The following is a 21,032-nucleotide window of genomic DNA, read 5'->3' as shown; positions in this document are numbered from 1 at the left end:
GACGTTGACGTGTCATAGTAGCACGCTCCCTTATGTTTATAGTCTAAGTTTACTAACCCTTATTTTATCTGTCCAACTTAGTGTAGCCTATCCAAGTTCATCATTATATTGCAATGATCCGCTTTTCATAATCCCCTCCACCTTTCAAGCAGTGTGAGTTGGAAATATGAATGCACGGGCTCGAATTGTTGATGGACTATCGGACACATTTTATAAAGGGTCAAAGTTTCAATATAATCATATGTTTAACAACACCGTGCTGATTAGCGAAAATTATATAGTAGATTTCTAAAAAAATAACACATCGAATGTCTTCGTTAGCTTACTTTTGTGTACGAGGCTACGCCGTCTTGAACTTCTCTGTCCTTTTTACCCTACTTTTTGACCACGCACTATTAGCTCCCTCTACCCTCCCTTCTTCCCCATTCGGTACAGTGGCCCCCATAGTTGATTCATGGGAACGATCAATCATACCTGCTGCAGTATTCCTGTAATTTGCAACAAGTTAGCAGCAAGGGCCTGGATTAGAACTTCTCCTATTTCGTATTCTTTCGTTACTTTTTTTGAATTCGATTAACTTTTTCTTTTATTACATCTCCTCATGTAATATTTTGAAAACGTCAAGTAACTCTAAAATAAACAACTTTTGTCGTATATTTTAGAGCTACTATTTGTTTGCTTCATTTTTTTCGGTACTCTGCATCTAGATGGTAAAGCCTCTGACTATTTCCACTTTATTGTTTAAATCGAAATTTCGTGTATTTCAAGACAAATAAAAGAGAATGATAGGGACTTAAAACATGCTCTTTTGTAGTTTCAACCACACTTTTCTTCCTTCTTCGCGGCTTCAAGATGATTCCACTGATTCCAACAATAACCTACCTATTAAATATATAAGCTGATAGAATTAAATATATACATGTTTAAAAAACACATTTTAAGCTCCCTTATAAGAACTACCAGACAGTCGAATATGCTTCAGTATCTTTTGTTTTAGACCTTAACTAGACATAATAAAATTATTAATTAAAGAGGTTTGAATAATGAGTTACGAAGATGTTGGGGGCTTGGAATAGTTTTTTAGAGCCATAAAAAAATAACTCAGAAGTCATTCAAACCTCTGAGTTATTGCTTTTTATTTAGTTAACGCCTTCATATCTGCCACAATCGTGTCAACGGGTACATTTGTGTTACCGTCATAATCCTTCACAACAACCCCATCAGCATTGACTAAGTAATAACTTCCCATATGTGTAACTTGGTCAGAATTAGGGTCATTCATTACTAATGAATTAAATGATTGGCGTGCAAACTGTTCAATATACTTTTGATCATAGCCCGTTAAGAGCTGCCATTTGCTTTCATCAGGCACTGAATACGATTTTAAGTAATTCGTTAAAACATCTGGCTTATCAACTTCAGGATCAACACTAAAAGCTACAATTTGATAGTCTTCCACACCTTTATCCTGTAGCGCCTTTTGTACCTCTGCCATATTAAACGTCATTGGTGGACAAATGGAATTACAATTAGTAAAGATGAACATTGCTAACCATGGCATGCCTTTAAAATCATCAAGGCTAACTTGTTCACTTCTTTGATTTGTAACCGAAAAATCCTTTACTTCTATATTCATTTCTGGTTCAAATTTATAACTTCCGCAAGCAGTTAATATGCTACTTAATGCCAGTATCAAAACGAGCATTATACTTTTCTTTTTCATTTATTTGCCCACTTCCCTTCAATTTACCATCGTTGTTTATTGTATAAATTATTGTATCTAAACACAAGATTACGAGCTTATACTTTTAATTTTTTATGTCAAACCTTTGTATATTGTATGATATTGGTATATTAACATCCTGTATACCCCAAAGAATTCACACTTTTTCAAAAATTTTTTTAAAGCTGTTTTTTACTATTTCGGTTATTTCCCAAGACATCATATAATTGTTATATAACAAAGTTTTTTTCCTATTCAGGCTCTTCTGCTATTTAATGACACAATAATAAATTCCTCAAAATTCTCTTTCATGTTCAAATTTTCTCCTACATTCAAAATTATTATCACTAAACTATTTTAAGAATATTATTCTAATAGATAATACCATTCTCTTTCATACGGATTATTTCTATTAAATCCTTATTATTTCTATGTTATTTCCCCAATCTGAAAATGATTAAAAATTATAAAAACTCAAAATTTAGTATTGCATTATAGGAATCTTCCTCATAAAATAAGTGAATATAACGACGAATCAAAAAGAAATATGTCGTTTAAAACAGAAATATATAACTTTAGGGGGAATAATATTGGCTAATAATACTGGGAACAAAAACGTGCAATCAGTTGATTATAATGCAATTGAAGCTATGGAATCGTTCAACAAATTCGTGAAAAAGAAAAATACTTTCCTTTTCTCGATCACAGCAGGGTTTTTATTGCTTTATATCTTACTACCAATCCTTGCTTTCCAGCCTGTACTACAACAAAAGGTTATTGGCAGTATAACGGGCGTTTGGATTTACTCAGCAGGATTATTCATCATGACAATAATTCTTTGTACAGTATATATAAAAAAAGCGTCTTCATTCGATAAGGCGGCGGCTGCAGTTCTAGCAGAGTATCACGCGAAAGGTGGAAAATAAATGAATTTAGTATCAGTTGGTTTCTTCTTAGGAATTGTAGGCTTAACATTAGTAGTTACGTATATCGCAGCGAAGCGTACTTCTTCTGCAAGTGACTTCTATACAGCTGGTGGAGGTCTAAAGGGATGGCAAAACGGTTTTGCAATTGCTGGTGATTATTTATCGGCTGCTGCGTTCCTTGGGGTTTCTGGTGCCATCGCGCTAACGGGTTTTGATGGTTTCTTCTTCTCTGTTGGCTATGTAGTTGCAAACTTAGTTCTTCTCTATGTAATTGCAGAACCTATGCGTAACTTAGGTCGTTTTACATTAGCTGATATGTTAACAGCTCGTTTTAATGAAAAACGTGTTCGCGGTGTTGCTGCGACAGGTACTATTATTATCGTTATTCTTTATATGATTGCGCAATTAGTTGGTGCAGGTGCACTCATTAAATTATTATTTGGTATTGAGTATTGGATTGCGGTGTTAATCGTAGGTGTCATGATGACGACTTATGTATTGTTCGGCGGTATGACAGCTACTTCTTGGGTACAAATTATTAAAGCCAGCCTTCTATTATTTGGTACAGGCTTATTGGCAACACTCGTGCTTATTAAATTTGACTTCTCTTTAGTGAAGATGTTCGATACAATTTCTGCGGATCACGGTGAGCAATTCCTTGTGCCTGGTTTAAAATATACAAGTTCTATTGACTCTGTTTCTATGATGATGGCACTTGTATTAGGTACGTCTGGTTTACCACATATTTTAATGCGTTTCTTTACAGTTAAAGATGCGAAAACTGCACGTTCATCAATTTCTTGGACAACTTGGATCACGGCTATTTTCTTCTCATTAACTATTTTCTTGGGCTTTGGTGCTATGCATTTTGTAGGTTTAGACAATATTCTTGCTGAAAGTAAAGCAGGTAATACTGCTGCCCCACTTCTTGCTAATTACCTTGGTGGCGATGTATTAATGGCATTTATCGGTGCAGTAGCATTCGCAACAATTTTAGCGGTAGTATCTGGTTTAGTATTAACGGGGGCTTCTGCGATTTCTCACGATATCTATGGTGAAATCATGAACGATGGGAAATTAACAGAGAAACAACAAGTTTTAGCAGCTCGTACTGGCTCTATTTCAATTGCGATTGTTTCAATTATCCTTGCGTTATTCGCGCAAAGCTTAAACGTATCATTCTTAGTATCATTTGCCTTCTGTATCGGGGCTTCTGCAAACCTTCCAGTTATTCTATACACAATTTACTGGAAAAAGTTCAATTCAACTGGGGCGGTTACGGCAATGGTAACAGGTTTAGTTTCTTGCTTAATCTTAGGGGCAATGGGTCCAAACGTATGGAGCCCTATAGAAGGCGCTGCAATCTTTGTTGGTAAGCCACTTGTACCACTGGCAGTTCCAGCGATTATTACCATTCCACTTGGCTTTATTGCAGGTTACTTAGGCTCTGTTCTTTCTACTAACAGAGTATCGCAAGAAGAAGCAGAACGTGTTTACAAAGAAATACGCGTAAAAGCAAATACAGGTGTTTCTGTTTCAGATATTTCTCATTGATTTTTTCACCTTCCCATCATCATATTTACGATTGAATTTGTAACTAAAAAACTCGACTTAGGTCGGGTTTTTTCTGTTTATTATTATAAAAAATTAAGCAATTTACTTATCCAACAATATTATTTCTTTTCCAAATAACAGAAAAAACCCATTTTTCACTAGTTAAATAGTGTTTATTTTTTCTGGAAAAAACGGTTTTTTTCTCAGTTTTAAAGCTCAAAATTTTGTCAAGAAACTAGAGATACCCTAGTTTTGCGCTTTTATCTGAAAATTCCAAAACCCTTTATTTTCTAGGCTTTGTCACGAATTTTCTGTTTAAAGTCTATTTTTCAGAAAATTTTTTTTGCATAATTTTTCTGAAATGTATTGCAATTTTGTGAACTGTCTCATAAAATTAAGATGTGAATTCACTAAAGTAGCAAAATCAAGCATTGAAGCAGTAAAAATAAACACAAAATGGGGAATATTTATGGCGAACAATCAAGCAAGCAAAAGCGTCGTTATCGACTATGATTTGATTGCAAATCAAGAATCGTTTAAAGCACTTGTAAGAAAAAAGAATTCATTTCTTTGGTCAATGACTGCATTCTTTTTAGCGGCTTACATGTTGCTTCCAATTCTTACTTCGTACACAACAATCTTACACCAAAAGGCATTTGGGGAAATTACTTGGGTGTGGATTTACGCAGCAGGATTATTCATTATGACTTGGAGCTTATGTCACTTATATGTTGCGAAAGCAAATAGTTATGACAGAGAAGCAAAAGCAATTATCGCTGAATATGAAAACGGAGGTGGCCGCCTATGAGCTTTATAGCAATATTTTTCTTCGTAGCAATCGTTGGTCTTACATTAGTCATTACATGGTGGGCATCTAAACGTAATTCATCTGCGAGTGATTTCTACACGGCAGGCGGTGGTTTAACAGGTTGGCAAAACGGACTAGCTATCGCTGGTGACTACTTATCAGCAGCTTCTTTCCTAGGGATCGCTGGTGCCGTTGCATTATTTGGATTTGATGGATTCTTCTTCTCTATTGGTTATTTAGTTGCTTACTTAGTGGTACTTTATATCGTGGCTGAGCCGTTACGTAACCTTGGTAAATTTACTTTAGCTGACATGATTACTGCGCGTTTCAACAGCTCAAAGGTTCGTGGTACAGCAGCTTTAAGTACGATTACAATCGTTTTATTCTACATGATTGCACAGTTAGTTGGTGCAGGCGCACTTATTCAATTACTTCTAGGAATCGACTATTGGGTTGCAGTTTTAATCGTAGGTGTTATGATGACTACTTACGTTTTATTCGGTGGTATGACTGCCACTTCTTGGGTACAAATTATTAAAGCTTGTCTTTTAATGTTAGGTACAATCATTATCTCATTCTTAGTATTAAAAGAGTTTGGCTTCAGTATTTCGACAATGTTTACAGAAATGACAACTGCAACTGAAAGTGGTGCAGCATACTTAAATCCAGGTCTTAAATATACAAATGGCATTGACACAATCTCCATGTTAATTGCGTTAGTATTAGGTACTGCGGGTCTACCACATATCTTAATGCGTTTCTTCACTGTAAAAGATGCAAAAACAGCTCGTTCTTCAGTAATTTGGGCTACTTGGATCGTAGGTCTGTTTTACGTTTTAACAATCTTCTTGGGCTTCGGTGCAGCTGCATTCGTAGGTAAAGAAGAGATTATCGCGGCAAACGCTGCTGGTAACATGGCTGCTCCACTTCTTGCAGAAGCGCTTGGTGGCGACATCCTATTCTCATTCGTTTGTGCGGTAGCATTCGCAACAATCTTAGCGGTAGTTGCTGGTCTGGTACTTTCAGGTGCCTCTGCCCTATCACATGATATTTATGGTCAAATTATTAAAAAAGGAAAAATTACAGAGAAAGAGCAAGTCTTTGCAGCTCGTGTCGGTTCAATCACGATCTCTGTTATCTCTATCCTACTGGCACTTGGTGCGCAAACATTAAATGTAGCATTCTTAGTATCACTAGCATTCTGTATTGCAGCTTCTGCAAACTTACCCGTTATTATTTACACAATTTACTGGAAGAAATTCAACACTGCTGGTGCTGTTACAGCAATGTTAACAGGTTTAATTTCAGCTTTAGTTTTAGTAGCAGTATCTCCTAACATATGGAACCCTGTTGAAGGTAAAGCAATTTTCGTTGGTGATCCGTTAATCATGTTAACGAACCCAGCCCTCATTTCTGTACCTCTTGGATTCTTAGGTGGATTCATTGGAACGTTACTTTCTAAAGAATCTGACGATGCGAAATACCGTGAAGTTGATGTTAAAGCCAACACAGGTATTTCTGTACAAGACGCATCACATTAATATTATGACAGTAACCTCGTAGGCTTTAGCTTACGAGGTTTTACTTTTTCTCCCCTATTCGTGTACTATTAAGGTAAATTCCGTGTGGAGGTAGATTTTCATGACACAATCTGGCGCTAAAAAGAAACGTATGCATGTTAAACGTACAAAAGGTAAAGATGTAGAGAAAGATCGTCAGTCTTCCCCATTCAGTACGCATGAACGTGTTACTAAAACGAAACGGGAATCCATCGACCGTAATTTTACAAAGTATAAAAAGCAACAGCATGTAGACGAGTAGTCGTTCTAAACGCTGTTGCTTTTTCGTATTCATTTCTTTATAAACTATAAAACGCTTCCGTATTTTGCGTAACAATATTTGCCGCTTCCTGAATGGGTAAACCCTTTAATGTTGCAATGACCTCTATCGTTCGGTGCATCATTTGTGGTGTTGTACGTTTATTTGTAAAAGGACCTTCAAATGGCCACGGTCCATCTGTTTCAACCATCATGAGTTCTATTGGGTACAGTTTGATTAGTTGTTGAATTTCCGTTTCATACGTACAATCTGGTGTAATGGAAATAAAATAACCGTTATGTATCATTCGCTGAACGACCTTTTCATTCCCTTTGAACCAGTGGAAATGCGCTTTAGTTATGCCATGCTTCTCAAGCAGATCACATGCAATCGAAGCATCTTCATACACAGCATGTAACACAATCGGCTTTTTTAGTTCTTTTGCTAGAACGATAAATCTTTCTAATAAGGAAATATAAGGTGTATAATCAATGACATTTTCTTGCTTTAAATAATAAGGTAGTCCTACCTCACCGACTGCCACCATTTTATCAGCATGTAAACGTAACCAATGGAAAAGAGCCTCTTCCTCTTCAGAACTAGGTAAAGCTTGTTCAGGATGAAAGCCATAAGCAGCTTTAACTTTAGAATAGGTCCGCGACAAGGTGAATGTATTTTTACAAGATTCTAAGTCTGTACTAACAGCAATCACATGCTTAGCTTCTTCCAGTAATAACGGAATTTCATGTTCCTGATACTGATCTAAATGAATATGCGCATCAATCAACATAAGCATCGTCCTTTTCTTCTTTTAAATAGTTAAATAGCTGTTGTTTTAACGCATGAAAACTTTCTGTATGTCGAATCTCCCCTGAACGGGGTCTAGCAAATGGCACGATAATTTCTTTTTTGATAGTCGCTGGGCGCTTCGTTAAAACGACTATACGATCTGCTAAAAATAGCGCCTCTTCGATATTATGCGTGACAAACAAAATCGACTTACGATGTTTCTCCCATATGGATAACAGCCATGCCTGCATTTCCAGTCTCGTAAACTCATCAAGTGCTGAGAATGGCTCATCTAAGCATAAAATAGGTTTATCACTAACGATTGCCCGAATAAATGATACACGCTGCTGCATGCCTCCAGAGAGCGCATTGGGATAGGCATTTTCAAATGATGCGAGCCCTACCTTTTCAAGCCATGCCCTTGCTTGCTCGATATTTGGTTTTTGCTGTAGTTCCTCAACAATCGTGACATTCTCTAAGATTGTACGCCAAGGAAGTAAACATGGTTGCTGTGGCATATAGCCGATGATCCCTCTTTTTAGCTGAATGTCTTCGCCGTTTAACAAGATAGCTCCCTCGTCTAAGGCGGAAATACCTCCAATCAATTGAAATAGTGTGCTTTTTCCACTACCAGATGGGCCGATAATTGCAACAAATTCTCCTGCCTTTACTTCAAAGGATAGATTTTTGATCACTTGCAGCGAGCCAAAGGATTTATCAATGTTTTGAATGTTCAGCATGTAGTCCTCTCCCTTTTACGACAAGCTTTTCGATGATACGTATAACACTAAATAACAATAAGCTTAATAAAATGATGGCAAAAATGGCCACAAAAACACGGTCCGTCCGAAATGAGGATTGTGCAAGTGTCATATAGACGCCGATGCCCTTTTTAGCACCTAACCACTCTGCAATCACGGCACCCATAACACTATACGTCGCTGCAATCTTTATACCTGAAAAAATAGAAGGATAGGCATATGGCCATTCAAGTTTCCAAAATGTTTGCGCTTTCGTTGCACCGACCATCTCAAAATAATGTTTTAATTCAGATGAAGTTTGACGAAAACCGTCCATAGCTGCAATCACAATGGGAAAGAAGCAAACCAGACAAATAATAATCAGTTTAGGTAATAAACCAAAGCCAAACCAGATAATTAACAGTGGTGCTAGTACAAGCACAGGTACGTTTTGCGACACAATTAGAATCGGATACAATAATTCTCGAATCATAGCCGAACGATGTAACAATACAGCAACACTTAACCCAAACATTATCCCAATAGCAAGACCCAAAAGTGCCAACTGTACACTGGCAAAGACATGTGGTAAAAATGCTTTATAGGATTGAATAGCTTCTATTACAATAGCACTCGGTGCTGGTAATAGCCATTGGGGGATTTGTGCGAATTGAACAATTAGTTCCCATACGAATAAGAGGAAGACGATAAAAATAATCGTCCTCCCTTTCTTTATGACCTGTCTCATCCTCGATATTTCTCCGTTAACGTCCCCATCGTAATACCTGTTGGTTGATATAAAATTTTCACTTGGGTTATGACGTTTATAGCACCAAGCGCAATCATCTTTTTATTCATGTCTTCTATAATTTGTAGCAAACTAGATAGCTCGCCTTCCATTGTCGTTTCCAGTGGATGTACCTCATATTTCACTCCAGAAGCATCAATCACAGCAATAGCCGCGTCAACAAAAGGAATAACGTCCTCATATTTTTCAGTTTTCGGTATGATTTGAACACTTATTAATGAATTTGCCATTTACTTTGCCTCCTTAGCAGGTAAAAAATCGTTGGTAAATGCCTTTTCTGGATTGAATTCACCTTCTAAAACTTTATTACTGGTCATCCAATCAGCGTAATTTTTCCATACTGCTAATTTTTGTTCGCCCCATTGTGTGGCATCATCCTGATACTTGTCAGCTAGCCATTCCTGACTTTTATGTACAAGTTCTTTATCTAAATCAGGTGCCGCTTCTAGTAGAATGTCAGCCGCTTCTTTCGGTTGATTGATGGCATATTCATAGCCCTTTGCAACTGCCGCAACAAATGCTTTAACAGTATCAGGATTCTCTGAAATCATTTTTTCATTTGTTGCAAGTACGGGTGTATAGTAGTCAAGCTGTTCACTATAGTCTGTTAAATACATCATGTTTAGTTTTTCCCCACGTAATTCAGCTTCGATACCTGTCCATGCATAGTATATCCATGCAAAATCAATATCTTTCTGCATCATTGTGAAGAAATCTAAATCACCGGCATTCACAATATCCAACTGATTGACATCTGCATTCTCTGTTTGCATTAATGATTGCAGTACAGCCTGTTCAAGTGGAGCACCCCAACCGCCATATGTTTTTCCTTCAAAATCCTTCGGTGATGTTATACCATTTGCTGCAAGAGACGCAAAACCAGATGTATTATGCTGAATAACGGCTGCAATAGATACTAACGGTACATCCTGCACACGTGCCTGTGTAATTGACTCTTGGTAGCTGACACCAAACTCAGCCTTACCAGATGCCACAAGCTGATCGGCTCCTGCATCGCCAGGTAATAGAATGTCTACATCTAAACCCTGTTCCTCAAAATAGCCAAGCTTATTCGCCGCATAAAGCCCTGTGTGATTTGTATTGGGTGTCCAGTCCAGTACGACTGATACTTTTTTTAATGAATTCGACTCTTTTTTGTCCTCTTTGTCGCTACAGCCGACTAATGTTAAAAGCGCTGCAACAAGGATGAATAACCATTTCTTCATGCTGAATCCTCCCAGTAAGTAATATGAAAGTGTTCATGTTTGAATGTTTTAACCATCCGAAAAAGGTATCGCTCGTTTTCACTTGAAAAGAGCTATGCATTTCGAAAGAAAGTAAGTGCGTGTACCAACACGTTCATCCGTGGTAATGAGTCAACTCAGAGGTGTGCTACATTACCAAGACATAAAAAAACGCCCAGGAGTCATCCCAGACGTTTGAAATCGGTATCAAAAAATAACGTACTCTTTTTGAATAGATGTTCCCTACGCTGGTACGAGCCAAATCAGGTTCAAAGGGTCAGCGTCTTAACGGACACAATCTCAGCTGGCAACTACCAGCCCCCCTACATTCTTAACATATGAACTTTTCGAGGACTATTATACCCATATCTCTATGAAAATGACAAGGCTCTATTTACATACGTAGCGAATAGATAACAATGAAATCAAAAAAAGCCCAGTTCTCGGTAAGAACATGGGCCACATTGTTTATCTCGTATTATTTTTCATTTTTAGCCTTTAAAACATGTGCAATCGCACCGTCAGTAGCTATATCCACTTTAAAGGAGCCGTTCGAATGACGATCAGAACGGGTTAACCCTTTCACATCAATCACTTCTTGAACACCCTTTACAGTTTCCACAACAATTTTTTCATCATCAGTCGCTCGAATAACTGAGACGATACGATGAGGATGTGCTTTTAACTCTGTTAATACTTTTAGACCTCGTTTTGCACGGCTTGCCATTTCTACCTCAGCGACATTCATTTTCTTCGCTGCCCCACGCTGTGTCACAATCACAACATATTCTGTGTCACTTGGCTGTAAGATTGTTACACCAACTAATACTTCGCCTTCTTTAAGCGTTATTCCTTTTACCCCTCCAGTTTTCACACCAGTAACAGGCAATTCTTCAATTGGGAAGCGGATCGCATAGGCTGTATCTGTTATTAATAATAATTCCGCGTCGTCTGTAACAATATCCGCAAAAATCATTTCATCGCCAGACTTCACATTCATCGTTTTAATTGGCTTAGAATAACGAGTTACCGCATAATCTGTTAACGGTGATCGCTTAATTTGACCATCTTTAGTCGCTGTTAAAATATAGGTATTAGGCTGTTCAAATGTTTCGAAGCCATAGACCGCAATAATGGATTCATCTTCATTAGTCGGCACAATACTTGAAATATGCTGACCAAGGTCTTTCCAACGAATATCGGGTAATTCATGCACCGGTTGATAAATATAGTTGCCACGATTTGTGAAAAGTAACACATGATGCTGCGTATTTAAATTTCCCTCATACAGTAAATAATCGGAATCCTTCATGGCGAAATCTTGACCATTGGAGGCCGCATGAGAACGTGTTGATGTACGCTTAATATAGCCATCTTTTGTTACTGTCACCACTACTTCTTCACTTGGTACAAGGACGTCTAATGTGATTTTAATTTCTTCAATGTCACGTTCTATTTTTGAACGACGTGGTTCTGTAAAGCGCTTTTTAATATCGAGTAATTCCTGTTTTATGACACGCACTAGCTTTGCTTCACTATTAAGAATACCTTCAAGCTTGGCAATCAGTGTATTTAATTCATCCTGTTCATGGCGAAGTTCTGTTATATCTGTATTGGTTAAACGGTATAATTGTAAGCTTACTATTGCCTCTGATTGCACTTCAGTAAAGTCAAACTTCACTTGTAAATTTGTTTTAGCGTCGCGTTTATCATTAGATGATCGAATTGTCGCAATTACTTCATCTAAAATTGATAGCGCTTTAATAAGCCCTTCCACAATGTGAGAACGCTCCTTCGCTTTTTGTAAATCATAGATAGATCGATTTGTCACAACTTCCTTTTGATGCGCAATATAAGCATCAAGCAACAAAGGTAATGTCATCATTGTCGGACGTCGATTATGAATGGCAATCATATTAAAATTATAAGCTACTTGCAAATCAGTTGTTTTAAATAAGTAATGTAAAATACCTTGTCCTGGAATATCTTTTTTTAATTCGATGACAACTCGTAAGCCCGTACGATCAGATTCGTCACGTATTTCTGCAATCCCTTCGAGACGTTTATCGACACGTTGTTCATCTATTTTCTTCACAAGGTTCGCTTTATTGACATCATATGGCAATTCGGTAATAACGATTTGCTCTTTACCCCCTTTTAAAGGTTCAATGACTGCCAGAGCACGTACGATAATTTTGCCACGCCCGGTTTCATAAGCTTTTTTTATACCATCTACACCTTGTATGATCCCACCAGTTGGGAAATCGGGCCCATTTATGACCGTCATGAGCTCATCAACAGTTGATTTTGGGTGATCTAAACGCATTAAAACCGCATCGAGGACCTCGTCAAGAGCGTGTGGTGGAATATCTGTAGCATAACCAGCAGAAATCCCTGTAGAACCATTGACAAGCAGATTTGGAAAGCGTGCAGGTAACACCGTCGGTTCCATATCCTGGTCATCAAAGTTTGGCACAAATTCTACCGTTTTTTTGCCAATATCCCGTAACATTTCAGCTGCAATCGCAGAAAGTCTGGCTTCTGTATAACGCATCGCTGCAGGTGGATCTCCATCAACCGAGCCGTTATTACCATGCATTTCTATCAGCATATGACGAGCTTTCCAATCCTGACTCATCCGTACCATTGCTTCATATACAGAGCTATCACCATGCGGGTGGTAGTTACCGATAACATTCCCGACTGTTTTAGCCGACTTCCGGAACGGTTTCTCATTTGTATTCCCTTCCGTATACATGGCGAATAGAATCCGTCTTTGTACAGGTTTTAGACCGTCACGTGCATCAGGCAACGCGCGGTCTTGGATAATATATTTACTATAGCGACCAAAGCGGTCACCCATTACTTCTTCTAACGGTAAATCTTGAAACTTTTCCGTACTACTCATGCTTGGTCCTCCTCTTGTTGGATGAATTCATTGTCTAAAATATTCGAATCATCCTCCATACCGAAGTCTACATTTGCTTCGATCCATTTACGACGTGGTTCTACCTTGTCGCCCATTAATGTTGTCACACGTCGCTCGGCACGTGCTCCATCCTCGATCGTTACACGAATTAACGTACGTGTTTCAGGATTCATGGTTGTATCCCACAATTGGTCGGCATTCATCTCACCAAGACCTTTGTAGCGTTGAAGAATATAGCCCTTACCTACTTTTTTGATGGCACTTTGCAAGTCGTTTTCTGTCCATGCATATTCAAGTACCTCTTTTTTACCTGCACCTCTCGATACTTTATAAAGAGGTGGTAGCGCGATGAAGACTTTCCCTGCTTCAATTAGTGGTCGCATATAACGATAGAAGAACGTTAATAGCAATACTTGGATATGAGCACCGTCTGTATCAGCATCGGTCATAATCACCACTTTATCGTAGGCCGCATCCTCGACGGAGAAATCAGTGCCAACGCCAGCGCCAATCGCATGAATAATGGTTGAAATTTCTTCGTTTTTCATAATATCCTGAAGCTTTGCCTTTTCCGTGTTAATCACTTTACCACGTAAGGGTAAAATCGCCTGGAATGTACGATCTCGACCTTGTTTAGCTGAACCACCAGCAGAATCACCTTCGACTAAATACAATTCGTTTTTAGCAGCGTTACGTGACTGCGCAGGCGTTAGCTTCCCTGACAGTATGGTACTAGCTTTTTTATTTTTCTTGCCGTTACGTGCATCTTCTCGGGCTTTACGCGCCGCTTCACGTACTTGTTGAGCACGGATAGCTTTACGTACTAGTGAGGCAGATAGCTCTGCATTTTCTTCAAGAACATATAAAATCTGCTCAGAAACGACAGCATCAACCGCGGATCGAGCTTCACTTGTACCCAGCTTCCCTTTTGTTTGTCCTTCGAATTGCAGTAAATGCTCAGGAATACGGACTGATATAATCGCAGCTAACCCTTCGCGAATATCCGTTCCTTCAAGATTTTTATCTTTATCTTTCAGTAAGCCTATTTTACGTGCATATTCGTTAAAAACGCGTGTCAAAGCAGCTTTTGCACCTGTTTCATGTGTTCCGCCATCACGTGTACGTACGTTGTTCACGAACGATAATATTGTTTCTGAATATCCGTCATTGTATTGGAAGGCAAACTCTACTTCAATATCATCTTGTATCCCTTCCACATACTTTACGGGATGAAGTACATCTTTTTCCTCATTCAAATACGCAACGAAAGCTTCAATGCCGTTCTCATAAAAGAAAACATCACTTTTACCTTCCTCGCGTTCATCGATTAATTCAATTTTTAATCCTTTTAATAAAAATGCAGACTCACGTAAACGTTCTGCAAGTGTATCATAGTTGTATTTTGTGACTGAGAATATTGTGTCATCTGGTAGGAAATGTACGAGTGTGCCTGTTTGTTTTGTTTGACCAATGTCTACAAGCGTTGTAGCAGGATGTCCACCATGTTCAAAACGTTGTTGATATTTTTTACCATCTCTATGAATGGTTACTTCTAAAAAAGTGGACAAGGCATTTACAACAGATGAACCTACACCATGTAAACCACCACTCGTTTTATAGCCGCCTTGTCCGAATTTACCACCAGCATGCAGCACGGTAAAAATTATTTCTGGAGTAGGCTTTCCCATTTTATGCATACCTGTTGGCATTCCACGTCCAAAATCTCGAACACTTAAGCTTTGATCTTTGTGAATTGTGACAATGATATGAGAACCAAAGCCAGCGAGTGCTTCATCCACCGCATTATCCACGATTTCATAAACAAGGTGATGAAGTCCTCGGCCGTCTGTAGAACCGATATACATGCCGGGTCGTTTTCGTACCGCTTCTAATCCTTCTAATACTTGAATGGCGTCATCATTATAGACGCTAGGTGACTGTTTATTCGCCAAAAGATTCCCCTCCAAAAAACAAACGCATGTTCTGATTACGTTCTCTTCCTAATAATAATAGCATTTCCTGTCAATAGCTAGTAACAGACACAAATAAATTTATTTTTATATTTTAGCCTCGCATGGAAATTAAAGATAGACTTCTATTCTACCAAAGGAATGTGTGATTGACAAAATTGCCATTTTACCTATATTTTAAGAATGAGCAAATTTCTTTTATATAGATTGAGCCAAAATAACTTACTCTTATTATACCTCAAGCACATGCTGAACTTTTGAAATCATAAAGATATATTTCCCTTTTGTTATTGAATTCAAGGCTCGTGATGAAATCTCCTTCATAACATTGTAGAATAGTGTGAAAAAGTGTAAAATACTTGTTACAAACTATTAGTACCAAGTGATGTATTTTGGATGAAAGGAGTCCACCTATGCTAAATGGACTTATTATTTTATGTGCCTATCTCATTGGCTCTATACCTTCTGGGTTATGGGTTGGCAAAATTTTTTATAAAACAGATATCCGTGAACATGGTAGCGGTAACTTAGGTGCTACCAATACTTTCCGTATTTTAGGAAAAAAAGCCGGTCTAGTCGTCACAATAATGGATGTTTTAAAAGGAACAGCGGCCGTATTATTAGTGACACTACCTGTGTTTTCTGACGTGTCAATTCACTCATTAATACTTGGCATTGTAGCAGTTATGGGTCACATGTTCCCTATCTTTGCAAGTTTCCGTGGAGGAAAAGCCGTTGCTACCTCTGCAGGCGTATTACTTGGTTATTCTTGGCCACTCTTTATCTTACTATTCATTACATTCTTTTTAACGTTAAAGTTAACGAAGATCGTGAGCTTAACATCGATGATTGCCGCTCTCGTAGCACTTATTTATTCAATCGCCTATTATTTCGTTACAGGTGATTTTGCGTTAAGTATTTTAGTAGCGTTTTTATTTAGCTTTATCGTTTATCGCCACCGAGCAAATATTTCTCGTATCAAAAATGGTACTGAACCGAAAGTGAAATGGCTCTAACGAAGAAAGGGGTACAGCATGAATATCACATTAACAGACGATGCTCTACAATGGTTTAAACGTGAGATGGAAGTTGAAACAGGTGATACAATTCGTTTTTACGCAAGATATGGTGGTTCAAGCCCATTTCATGAAGGCTTTTCCCTTGGCATGACACGTGAGGAGCCAATAGAAGTAGGTATACAATCGGTAATAGATGGCATTACCTACTACATTGAAGAAAAAGATTTATGGTTCTTTCATGAACACAACCTATATGTAGATATTGATTCCACAATGGATGAATTAAAGTACGAATATACAAAATAAAACAGTGTTTCCTTTCAGAAATTGAAGGGAAACACTGTTTTATTTTGTTCAGCTAATAATTATTGTTTCGTTTAATTTCCAAACTTGTTTATCTCTTATTAAATTTGTATATCCTCTTATTAATCATAATGCTTACATGGAGGAGGAATAAAAATGCCTAATTCAGAGAATAACAACACCTCCCAACCAATTTCAACAAAGAGCCCACTTTTTACTTCTCTTTTAGAAAATATTCAAACTGTAAAAACAACACTTGGTAATAGTGATGACATTATTGTCCGAGAAATCACGATAGGCAAAACGGTGAAACAGACTATAGCACTTATCTATATAGATGGATTATCCGATACTACTGCTATTACTGACTTTATCATGGAAACGCTTATGCTGGAATTAGATGATATTCCTGAAATTCAAATAGGAACAATCAACCAATATTTAAAGGAAAATTGTTTAACAATTTGTGATGTAAAAGATATTTCAAACTTTACTACATTTTACAGTTCTGTACTGAATGGTGAAACAGTTATATTATTTGATGGTTTAGCCACAGGTATCTCAGCAAGTACAAAAGGTGCAAAAGATAGAGCCATTGCCGAACCTTCTACAGAATCTGTTATCAGAGGTCCTAGAGAAGCCTTTACAGAAACACTACGCACAAATACAGCACTAATTCGTCGTAAAATTAAAAGCCCTAATCTTTGGATCAAAACAAAGATTATTGGAGAAGTAACGCAAACGGACGTTTCGATCATGTATATAAATGGCATTGTAAATGACAAAATTGTTGAGGAGGTTCTCTCCCGCTTAGATCGTATCGACATTGATGGAATATTGGAGAGTGGGTATATTGAGGATTTTATTCAGGACTCTAAATTTTCAATGTTTCCAACAGTCTATAATTCTGAACGCCCTGATGTGATTGCAGGAGAATTATTAGAAGGAAAAGTTGCAATTTTAGTGGATGGCACACCTTTTGTGCTCATTGTGCCCGCTTTATTTACATCTTTTTTACAATCTGCCGAAGATTACTATCAACATTGGATCATTAGTTCACTTATTCGCTTATTAAGGTTTTTCGGTATAAGCCTTGCATTAGTAGCACCTTCACTCTATGTGGCGATTACTACCTTTCATCAGGAAATGTTACCAACACCCATGTTGATTAGCATCGCTTCTCAGCGGGAAGGCGTTCCTTTTCCTGCGGTAGTTGAGGCACTCATAATGGAAATTGCCTTTGAAATATTAAGAGAAGCGGGTCTTCGAATGCCTCGAACCATTGGACCAGCAGTATCAATTGTAGGGACTTTGGTTATTGGTCAGGCCGCTGTTGAAGCGGGCATTGTATCTGCCGTAATGGTCATTATAGTCGCATTAACAGCTATTTGTAGTTTTTTATTTCCTGCTTATGGCTTGTCTAACACAGTCCGTGTCTTACGTTTTCCACTCATGATTTTAGCGGCGATGTTTGGTTTATTTGGGGTAATGTTTGGCGTTATGATAATTATCCTTCACCTATGTAGTTTACGATCCTTCGGGGTTCCTTATATGAGTCCTTTTGGGCCTTTAATTCTTAAAGATCAAAAAGATGCTATGGTATTGTTTCCACGCAGTTCTTTATTAACGCGACCTCGGTTAGTCAGTAAAACGAATACGACGCGAGGACAAAAATTTGTTGCTCATAAAAAAAGGAATTAGATTAACCTGCAAATGAGGAAGTCAATATGTCAAAAATAAAGTCCATATTTTTACTTGTCATTGTTACTTTATTATTAAGCGCTTGCTGGAGTAAACGTGAATTGAATGAATTAGCAATTGTCGTTGCTTTAGGGGTCGATAAAGTAGACGATGAATATGAAATCTCTATACAGGTGGTGGATCCTAGTGAGATTTCAACAAAACACCCTTCAAGTGGTCGATCGCCTGTTGTTACCTATCATGCCAAAGGAAAAACCTCTTTTGAAGCGATTCGAAAAATGACAACCTTAACAGCCAGAAAGGCCTATTTTGCTCATCTGCAGGTTGTCGTATTAGGAGAAGAATTAGCTGCTGACGGCATAAATGATACATTAGATTTTATCGCACGAGACCATGAATTCAGAAATGATTTTGATGTGATCGTATCTCATAATTCAACTGCAAAAGAAGTGTTAAATGTACTAACCCCTATAGAAAAAATACCTGCAAATAAATTGCTAAATTCAATTAAAGTCTCACAAAAAGCTTGGGGTTCTACATTATCTGTTAGTATAGATGAATTAGTAAATACGCTAAACAGTAATAAAAAAAGCGCAGTTTTATCGACAATCGAAATAGATGGAGATACGAAATTAGGTATTGATCAGACCAATGTCCAACGCATTAAGACGCCCGTAGTCTTGAATTTTGTAGGTTTAGCAGTATTTAAAAAAGATAAATTAGTGGGCATTTTAACTGAAGATGAAAGCAGAAGTTTTAATTTTTTGAATGGAAAAATTAAAAGTACAGTTGAAATTATTGCTTGCCCTGAGCAAGGAAAATTAACAACAGAAATTACAAAATCAACAACAAAAGTTAAAGGACAATTTAAAAATGACACACCACAAATTAATGTTCAAATTGATGTAGAGCAAAATGTGGGCGAAGTTGAATGTGATATAAATCTAACTGAAAACAAAACGATTCAATACATTAATAAAAAAACTGCCGAGTTGATTGAGGAGCGCATCAAAAAAACCCTGGTGACGATTCAAAAAAATTATCAGTTAGACATATTAGGATTTGCCGATGTACTTTATCGAAAAGATGCTAAAAAATGGAGAGATATTCAAGGAGATTGGTCGACAATATTTCCAGAATTAGCAGTAAACGTTGAAGTTCGCGTTACTACACAAGGGTTAGGGACTATGCAAAATTCTTTATTACACAAAGCAAAGGAGTAATAATCGATGTTTATAACGCTAGCTATATTAATTATTGCTGCACTGATTGCGTATTTTGTCATCCCCCCTTTAAAGAAAAAACGCGAAACTAAAACCATTGTGGTATTTTCAATTTTTTTAGTTGTCGGAACTGCGTTAAATATTGCACTTGGATTAAATATTAATGTGCCGAGTCCATTAGACTTGATTTCTCTTATTTTTAAACCAATCAGAGAATTAATCATCACGCTGTTCCAATAAATATTGCAACAGGAAGGGTAGTTGTTTATGGAAAAAGAGATAATCAGTTCGAGACAGTTTACAATCATTACCCTCCTCTATTCAATTGGCACAGCTATCCTAATTATTCCAGCAAGTATTGCAAAAGACGTGAAGCAAGATGCGTGGATCGTAGCAACTGTAGGCGTGCTACTAAGCTTATTACTAATAAAACTTTTCGTTTCTTTAGGAAAAAAGACACCAAATTTAACCTTTGTGGAGGCTAATGAAAAAATATTAGGGAAATTCATTGGTAAATTTACATCCATTGGATTTATCATACTTACCTTTTTTTCTGCAGGTGAATTATTATATTTCATTGGAAATTTCATGAAAACTGAAGTCATGCCGGAGACACCGACCACGTCATTTGCACTTTTATTCAGTTTAATTATCATTTTTGCTACATACTTGGGGATTGAAGTCTTTGCACGTTCAGCTGAAATACTGTTTCCCTTGTTTATGTTTATTTTTATAGTATTTGTTGTTTGTATTTCTCCAGAAATTAAAATTGAAAATATACAACCTGTATTTGAAGCTTCTTCGAAATCAATAATCCTTAGTGTTTTTTCATTTATGAGTATTTTTTCGTTTCCGATGGTCGTGTTATTAATGATTTTTCCCTCTATGGTCAATGTGCAAAAATCAGCTCAAAAGGGATTTTACATAGGCATGATTGTTGGAGGAATAGTATTAATTATTATTATTGCTCTCTCTATACTTGTACTTGGTGCAACAAATACATCTCAACGTGCCTTTCCAAGTTACGCATTGGCTCAAAGGATATCCATAGGGAATTTTTTACAAAGAATCGAGATTATTATGGCTTTTATGTGGATTACCTCCATTTATATCAGAACATTTATATATTTTTATGCATCTGTAATTGGCATTGCCCAAATACTGAAAATCAAAGATTATCGACCGCTAATTTTACCACTTGGTATGATTTTCATTGTACTTTCTCAAATTGTACATCCAAATATCGTTCACTCTAATAATTACAATAAGGAAATCTGGCCACTTTTTTCAGCAGTGTTCGCAATACTCTTACCAATACTCTTACTTTTTGTCGCTAAATTAAGAAAAATTAAAGGTCAAGAAACTGAAAGTCAATCGAAAAGTGAAAATTTATCATAAATTGCCTCCACAATTGTGTACAGCTCTAATTCCCTGTTACAACATGCATGTTTCTGCTGTCATTGTAGTATTTGTTTAT

At 37.3% G+C, this 21,032-nt stretch carries 19 protein-coding genes and 1 riboswitch; of the genes, 11 read left to right on the top strand and 8 right to left on the bottom strand.

Features of this window, described 5'->3' with window-relative positions:
* Nucleotides 1–1,135: 1,135 nt before the first annotated feature.
* A complete protein-coding gene (locus ACQKII_RS20340; RefSeq protein ID WP_427462298.1) occupies nucleotides 1,136–1,723 on the bottom strand; it encodes an SCO family protein in 588 nt (195 codons plus the stop codon).
* 650 nt (nucleotides 1,724–2,373) lie between these two features.
* Between ACQKII_RS20340 and ACQKII_RS20335 the strand changes: the two genes are divergently transcribed.
* The 5 genes from ACQKII_RS20335 (at nucleotide 2,374) to ACQKII_RS20315 (ending at nucleotide 6,832) form a co-directional block, all read left to right on the top strand.
* A complete protein-coding gene (locus ACQKII_RS20335; protein ID WP_427462301.1) occupies nucleotides 2,374–2,649 on the top strand; it encodes a DUF485 domain-containing protein in 276 nt (91 codons plus the stop codon).
* Entirely contained in the window at nucleotides 2,650–4,203 is a 1,554-nt protein-coding gene (locus tag ACQKII_RS20330) for a solute symporter family protein (protein ID WP_427462297.1), read from the top strand.
* Between the two features lie 469 nt (nucleotides 4,204–4,672).
* Nucleotides 4,673–5,011 (top strand): DUF485 domain-containing protein, encoded by a 339-nt coding sequence (locus ACQKII_RS20325; RefSeq protein ID WP_427462296.1) that lies wholly within the window; start codon nucleotides 4,673–4,675, stop codon nucleotides 5,009–5,011.
* Complete coding sequence (locus ACQKII_RS20320; RefSeq protein WP_427462295.1) at nucleotides 5,008–6,552, top strand: solute symporter family protein; 1,545 nt, start codon at nucleotides 5,008–5,010, stop codon at nucleotides 6,550–6,552. The genes ACQKII_RS20325 and ACQKII_RS20320 overlap by 4 nt, the downstream gene beginning before the upstream one ends.
* Nucleotides 6,553–6,652: 100 nt before the next feature.
* Complete coding sequence (locus ACQKII_RS20315) at nucleotides 6,653–6,832, top strand: hypothetical protein (RefSeq protein WP_427462294.1); 180 nt, start codon at nucleotides 6,653–6,655, stop codon at nucleotides 6,830–6,832.
* 37 nt (nucleotides 6,833–6,869) lie between these two features.
* Here the strand turns inward: ACQKII_RS20315 and ACQKII_RS20310 are convergent, their stop codons facing one another.
* The 7 genes from ACQKII_RS20310 to parE form a co-directional block, all read right to left on the bottom strand.
* On the bottom strand, nucleotides 6,870–7,619 hold the full coding sequence (locus tag ACQKII_RS20310; RefSeq protein WP_427462300.1) for a TatD family hydrolase: 750 nt from the start codon (nucleotides 7,617–7,619) through the stop codon (nucleotides 6,870–6,872).
* Nucleotides 7,609–8,358: an ABC transporter ATP-binding protein gene (locus ACQKII_RS20305; protein ID WP_427462293.1), complete on the bottom strand. Its 750-nt coding sequence runs from the start codon at nucleotides 8,356–8,358 to the stop codon at nucleotides 7,609–7,611. The genes ACQKII_RS20310 and ACQKII_RS20305 overlap by 11 nt, the downstream gene beginning before the upstream one ends.
* Nucleotides 8,336–9,106, bottom strand: a complete 771-nt coding sequence (locus ACQKII_RS20300; protein WP_427462292.1) for an ABC transporter permease — start codon at nucleotides 9,104–9,106, stop codon at nucleotides 8,336–8,338. The genes ACQKII_RS20305 and ACQKII_RS20300 overlap by 23 nt, the downstream gene beginning before the upstream one ends.
* A complete protein-coding gene (locus tag ACQKII_RS20295) occupies nucleotides 9,103–9,396 on the bottom strand; it encodes a thiamine-binding protein (RefSeq protein ID WP_427462291.1) in 294 nt (97 codons plus the stop codon). Before ACQKII_RS20295 ends, ACQKII_RS20300 begins: the two co-directional genes overlap by 4 nt.
* The gene (locus tag ACQKII_RS20290) at nucleotides 9,397–10,392 is read right to left on the bottom strand and encodes an ABC transporter substrate-binding protein (protein ID WP_427462290.1); all 996 of its coding nucleotides are present in this window, start codon (nucleotides 10,390–10,392) and stop codon (nucleotides 9,397–9,399) included.
* 241 nt (nucleotides 10,393–10,633) lie between these two features.
* Nucleotides 10,634–10,745, bottom strand: a riboswitch (TPP riboswitch).
* Between the two features lie 143 nt (nucleotides 10,746–10,888).
* Nucleotides 10,889–13,318: a DNA topoisomerase IV subunit A gene (gene parC, locus ACQKII_RS20285; protein WP_427462289.1), complete on the bottom strand. Its 2,430-nt coding sequence runs from the start codon at nucleotides 13,316–13,318 to the stop codon at nucleotides 10,889–10,891.
* Nucleotides 13,315–15,291 carry a DNA topoisomerase IV subunit B gene (gene parE, locus ACQKII_RS20280; protein WP_427462288.1) on the bottom strand — a complete coding sequence of 659 codons (1,977 nt, stop codon included), beginning with the start codon at nucleotides 15,289–15,291 and terminating at the stop codon, nucleotides 13,315–13,317. The genes parC and parE overlap by 4 nt, the downstream gene beginning before the upstream one ends.
* Nucleotides 15,292–15,722: 431 nt before the next feature.
* Here parE and plsY point away from each other — a divergent pair, with 431 nt between their 5' ends.
* From plsY to ACQKII_RS20250, 6 genes are all read left to right on the top strand, one after another.
* The gene (gene plsY / locus ACQKII_RS20275; RefSeq protein WP_427462287.1) at nucleotides 15,723–16,325 is read left to right on the top strand and encodes a glycerol-3-phosphate 1-O-acyltransferase PlsY; all 603 of its coding nucleotides are present in this window, start codon (nucleotides 15,723–15,725) and stop codon (nucleotides 16,323–16,325) included.
* 18 nt (nucleotides 16,326–16,343) lie between these two features.
* Nucleotides 16,344–16,634, top strand: coding sequence for a HesB/YadR/YfhF family protein (locus tag ACQKII_RS20270; protein ID WP_427462286.1), 291 nt, complete (start codon nucleotides 16,344–16,346; stop codon nucleotides 16,632–16,634).
* 153 nt (nucleotides 16,635–16,787) lie between these two features.
* Nucleotides 16,788–18,332 carry a spore germination protein gene (locus ACQKII_RS20265; RefSeq protein ID WP_427462285.1) on the top strand — a complete coding sequence of 515 codons (1,545 nt, stop codon included), beginning with the start codon at nucleotides 16,788–16,790 and terminating at the stop codon, nucleotides 18,330–18,332.
* A gap of 26 nt (nucleotides 18,333–18,358) precedes the next feature.
* Nucleotides 18,359–19,555, top strand: a complete 1,197-nt coding sequence (locus ACQKII_RS20260; RefSeq protein ID WP_427462284.1) for a Ger(x)C family spore germination protein — start codon at nucleotides 18,359–18,361, stop codon at nucleotides 19,553–19,555.
* A gap of 6 nt (nucleotides 19,556–19,561) precedes the next feature.
* On the top strand, nucleotides 19,562–19,795 hold the full coding sequence (locus ACQKII_RS20255) for a hypothetical protein (RefSeq protein WP_427462283.1): 234 nt from the start codon (nucleotides 19,562–19,564) through the stop codon (nucleotides 19,793–19,795).
* Nucleotides 19,796–19,822: 27 nt separating this feature from the next.
* Entirely contained in the window at nucleotides 19,823–20,953 is a 1,131-nt protein-coding gene (locus ACQKII_RS20250; RefSeq protein ID WP_427462282.1) for a GerAB/ArcD/ProY family transporter, read from the top strand.
* The last annotated feature ends 79 nt before the right edge of the window (nucleotides 20,954–21,032 follow it).

This window comes from Lysinibacillus sp. NPDC048646 (assembly GCF_050272295.1).
Classification (GTDB): Bacteria; Bacillota; Bacilli; order Bacillales_A; family Planococcaceae; genus Lysinibacillus.
This window is presented reverse-complemented; position numbering and strand designations above follow the sequence as displayed.

Excerpts from the sequence above, each read along its gene's own strand:
- ACQKII_RS20340 (WP_427462298.1), bottom strand. The coding sequence starts at position 1,723 with ATGAAAAAGAAAAGTATAATGCTCGTTTTGATACTGGCATTAAGTAGC.
- ACQKII_RS20335 (WP_427462301.1), top strand. The coding sequence starts at position 2,374 with ATGGAATCGTTCAACAAATTCGTGAAAAAGAAAAATACTTTCCTTTTC.
- ACQKII_RS20330 (WP_427462297.1), top strand. The coding sequence starts at position 2,650 with ATGAATTTAGTATCAGTTGGTTTCTTCTTAGGAATTGTAGGCTTAACA.
- ACQKII_RS20325 (WP_427462296.1), top strand. The coding sequence starts at position 4,673 with ATGGCGAACAATCAAGCAAGCAAAAGCGTCGTTATCGACTATGATTTG.
- ACQKII_RS20320 (WP_427462295.1), top strand. The coding sequence starts at position 5,008 with ATGAGCTTTATAGCAATATTTTTCTTCGTAGCAATCGTTGGTCTTACA.
- ACQKII_RS20315 (WP_427462294.1), top strand. The coding sequence starts at position 6,653 with ATGACACAATCTGGCGCTAAAAAGAAACGTATGCATGTTAAACGTACA.
- ACQKII_RS20310 (WP_427462300.1), bottom strand. The coding sequence starts at position 7,619 with ATGTTGATTGATGCGCATATTCATTTAGATCAGTATCAGGAACATGAA.
- ACQKII_RS20305 (WP_427462293.1), bottom strand. The coding sequence starts at position 8,358 with ATGCTGAACATTCAAAACATTGATAAATCCTTTGGCTCGCTGCAAGTG.
- ACQKII_RS20300 (WP_427462292.1), bottom strand. The coding sequence starts at position 9,106 with ATGAGACAGGTCATAAAGAAAGGGAGGACGATTATTTTTATCGTCTTC.
- ACQKII_RS20295 (WP_427462291.1), bottom strand. The coding sequence starts at position 9,396 with ATGGCAAATTCATTAATAAGTGTTCAAATCATACCGAAAACTGAAAAA.
- ACQKII_RS20290 (WP_427462290.1), bottom strand. The coding sequence starts at position 10,392 with ATGAAGAAATGGTTATTCATCCTTGTTGCAGCGCTTTTAACATTAGTC.
- parC (WP_427462289.1), bottom strand. The coding sequence starts at position 13,318 with ATGAGTAGTACGGAAAAGTTTCAAGATTTACCGTTAGAAGAAGTAATG.
- plsY (WP_427462287.1), top strand. The coding sequence starts at position 15,723 with ATGCTAAATGGACTTATTATTTTATGTGCCTATCTCATTGGCTCTATA.
- ACQKII_RS20270 (WP_427462286.1), top strand. The coding sequence starts at position 16,344 with ATGAATATCACATTAACAGACGATGCTCTACAATGGTTTAAACGTGAG.
- ACQKII_RS20265 (WP_427462285.1), top strand. The coding sequence starts at position 16,788 with ATGCCTAATTCAGAGAATAACAACACCTCCCAACCAATTTCAACAAAG.
- ACQKII_RS20260 (WP_427462284.1), top strand. The coding sequence starts at position 18,359 with ATGTCAAAAATAAAGTCCATATTTTTACTTGTCATTGTTACTTTATTA.
- ACQKII_RS20255 (WP_427462283.1), top strand. The coding sequence starts at position 19,562 with ATGTTTATAACGCTAGCTATATTAATTATTGCTGCACTGATTGCGTAT.
- ACQKII_RS20250 (WP_427462282.1), top strand. The coding sequence starts at position 19,823 with ATGGAAAAAGAGATAATCAGTTCGAGACAGTTTACAATCATTACCCTC.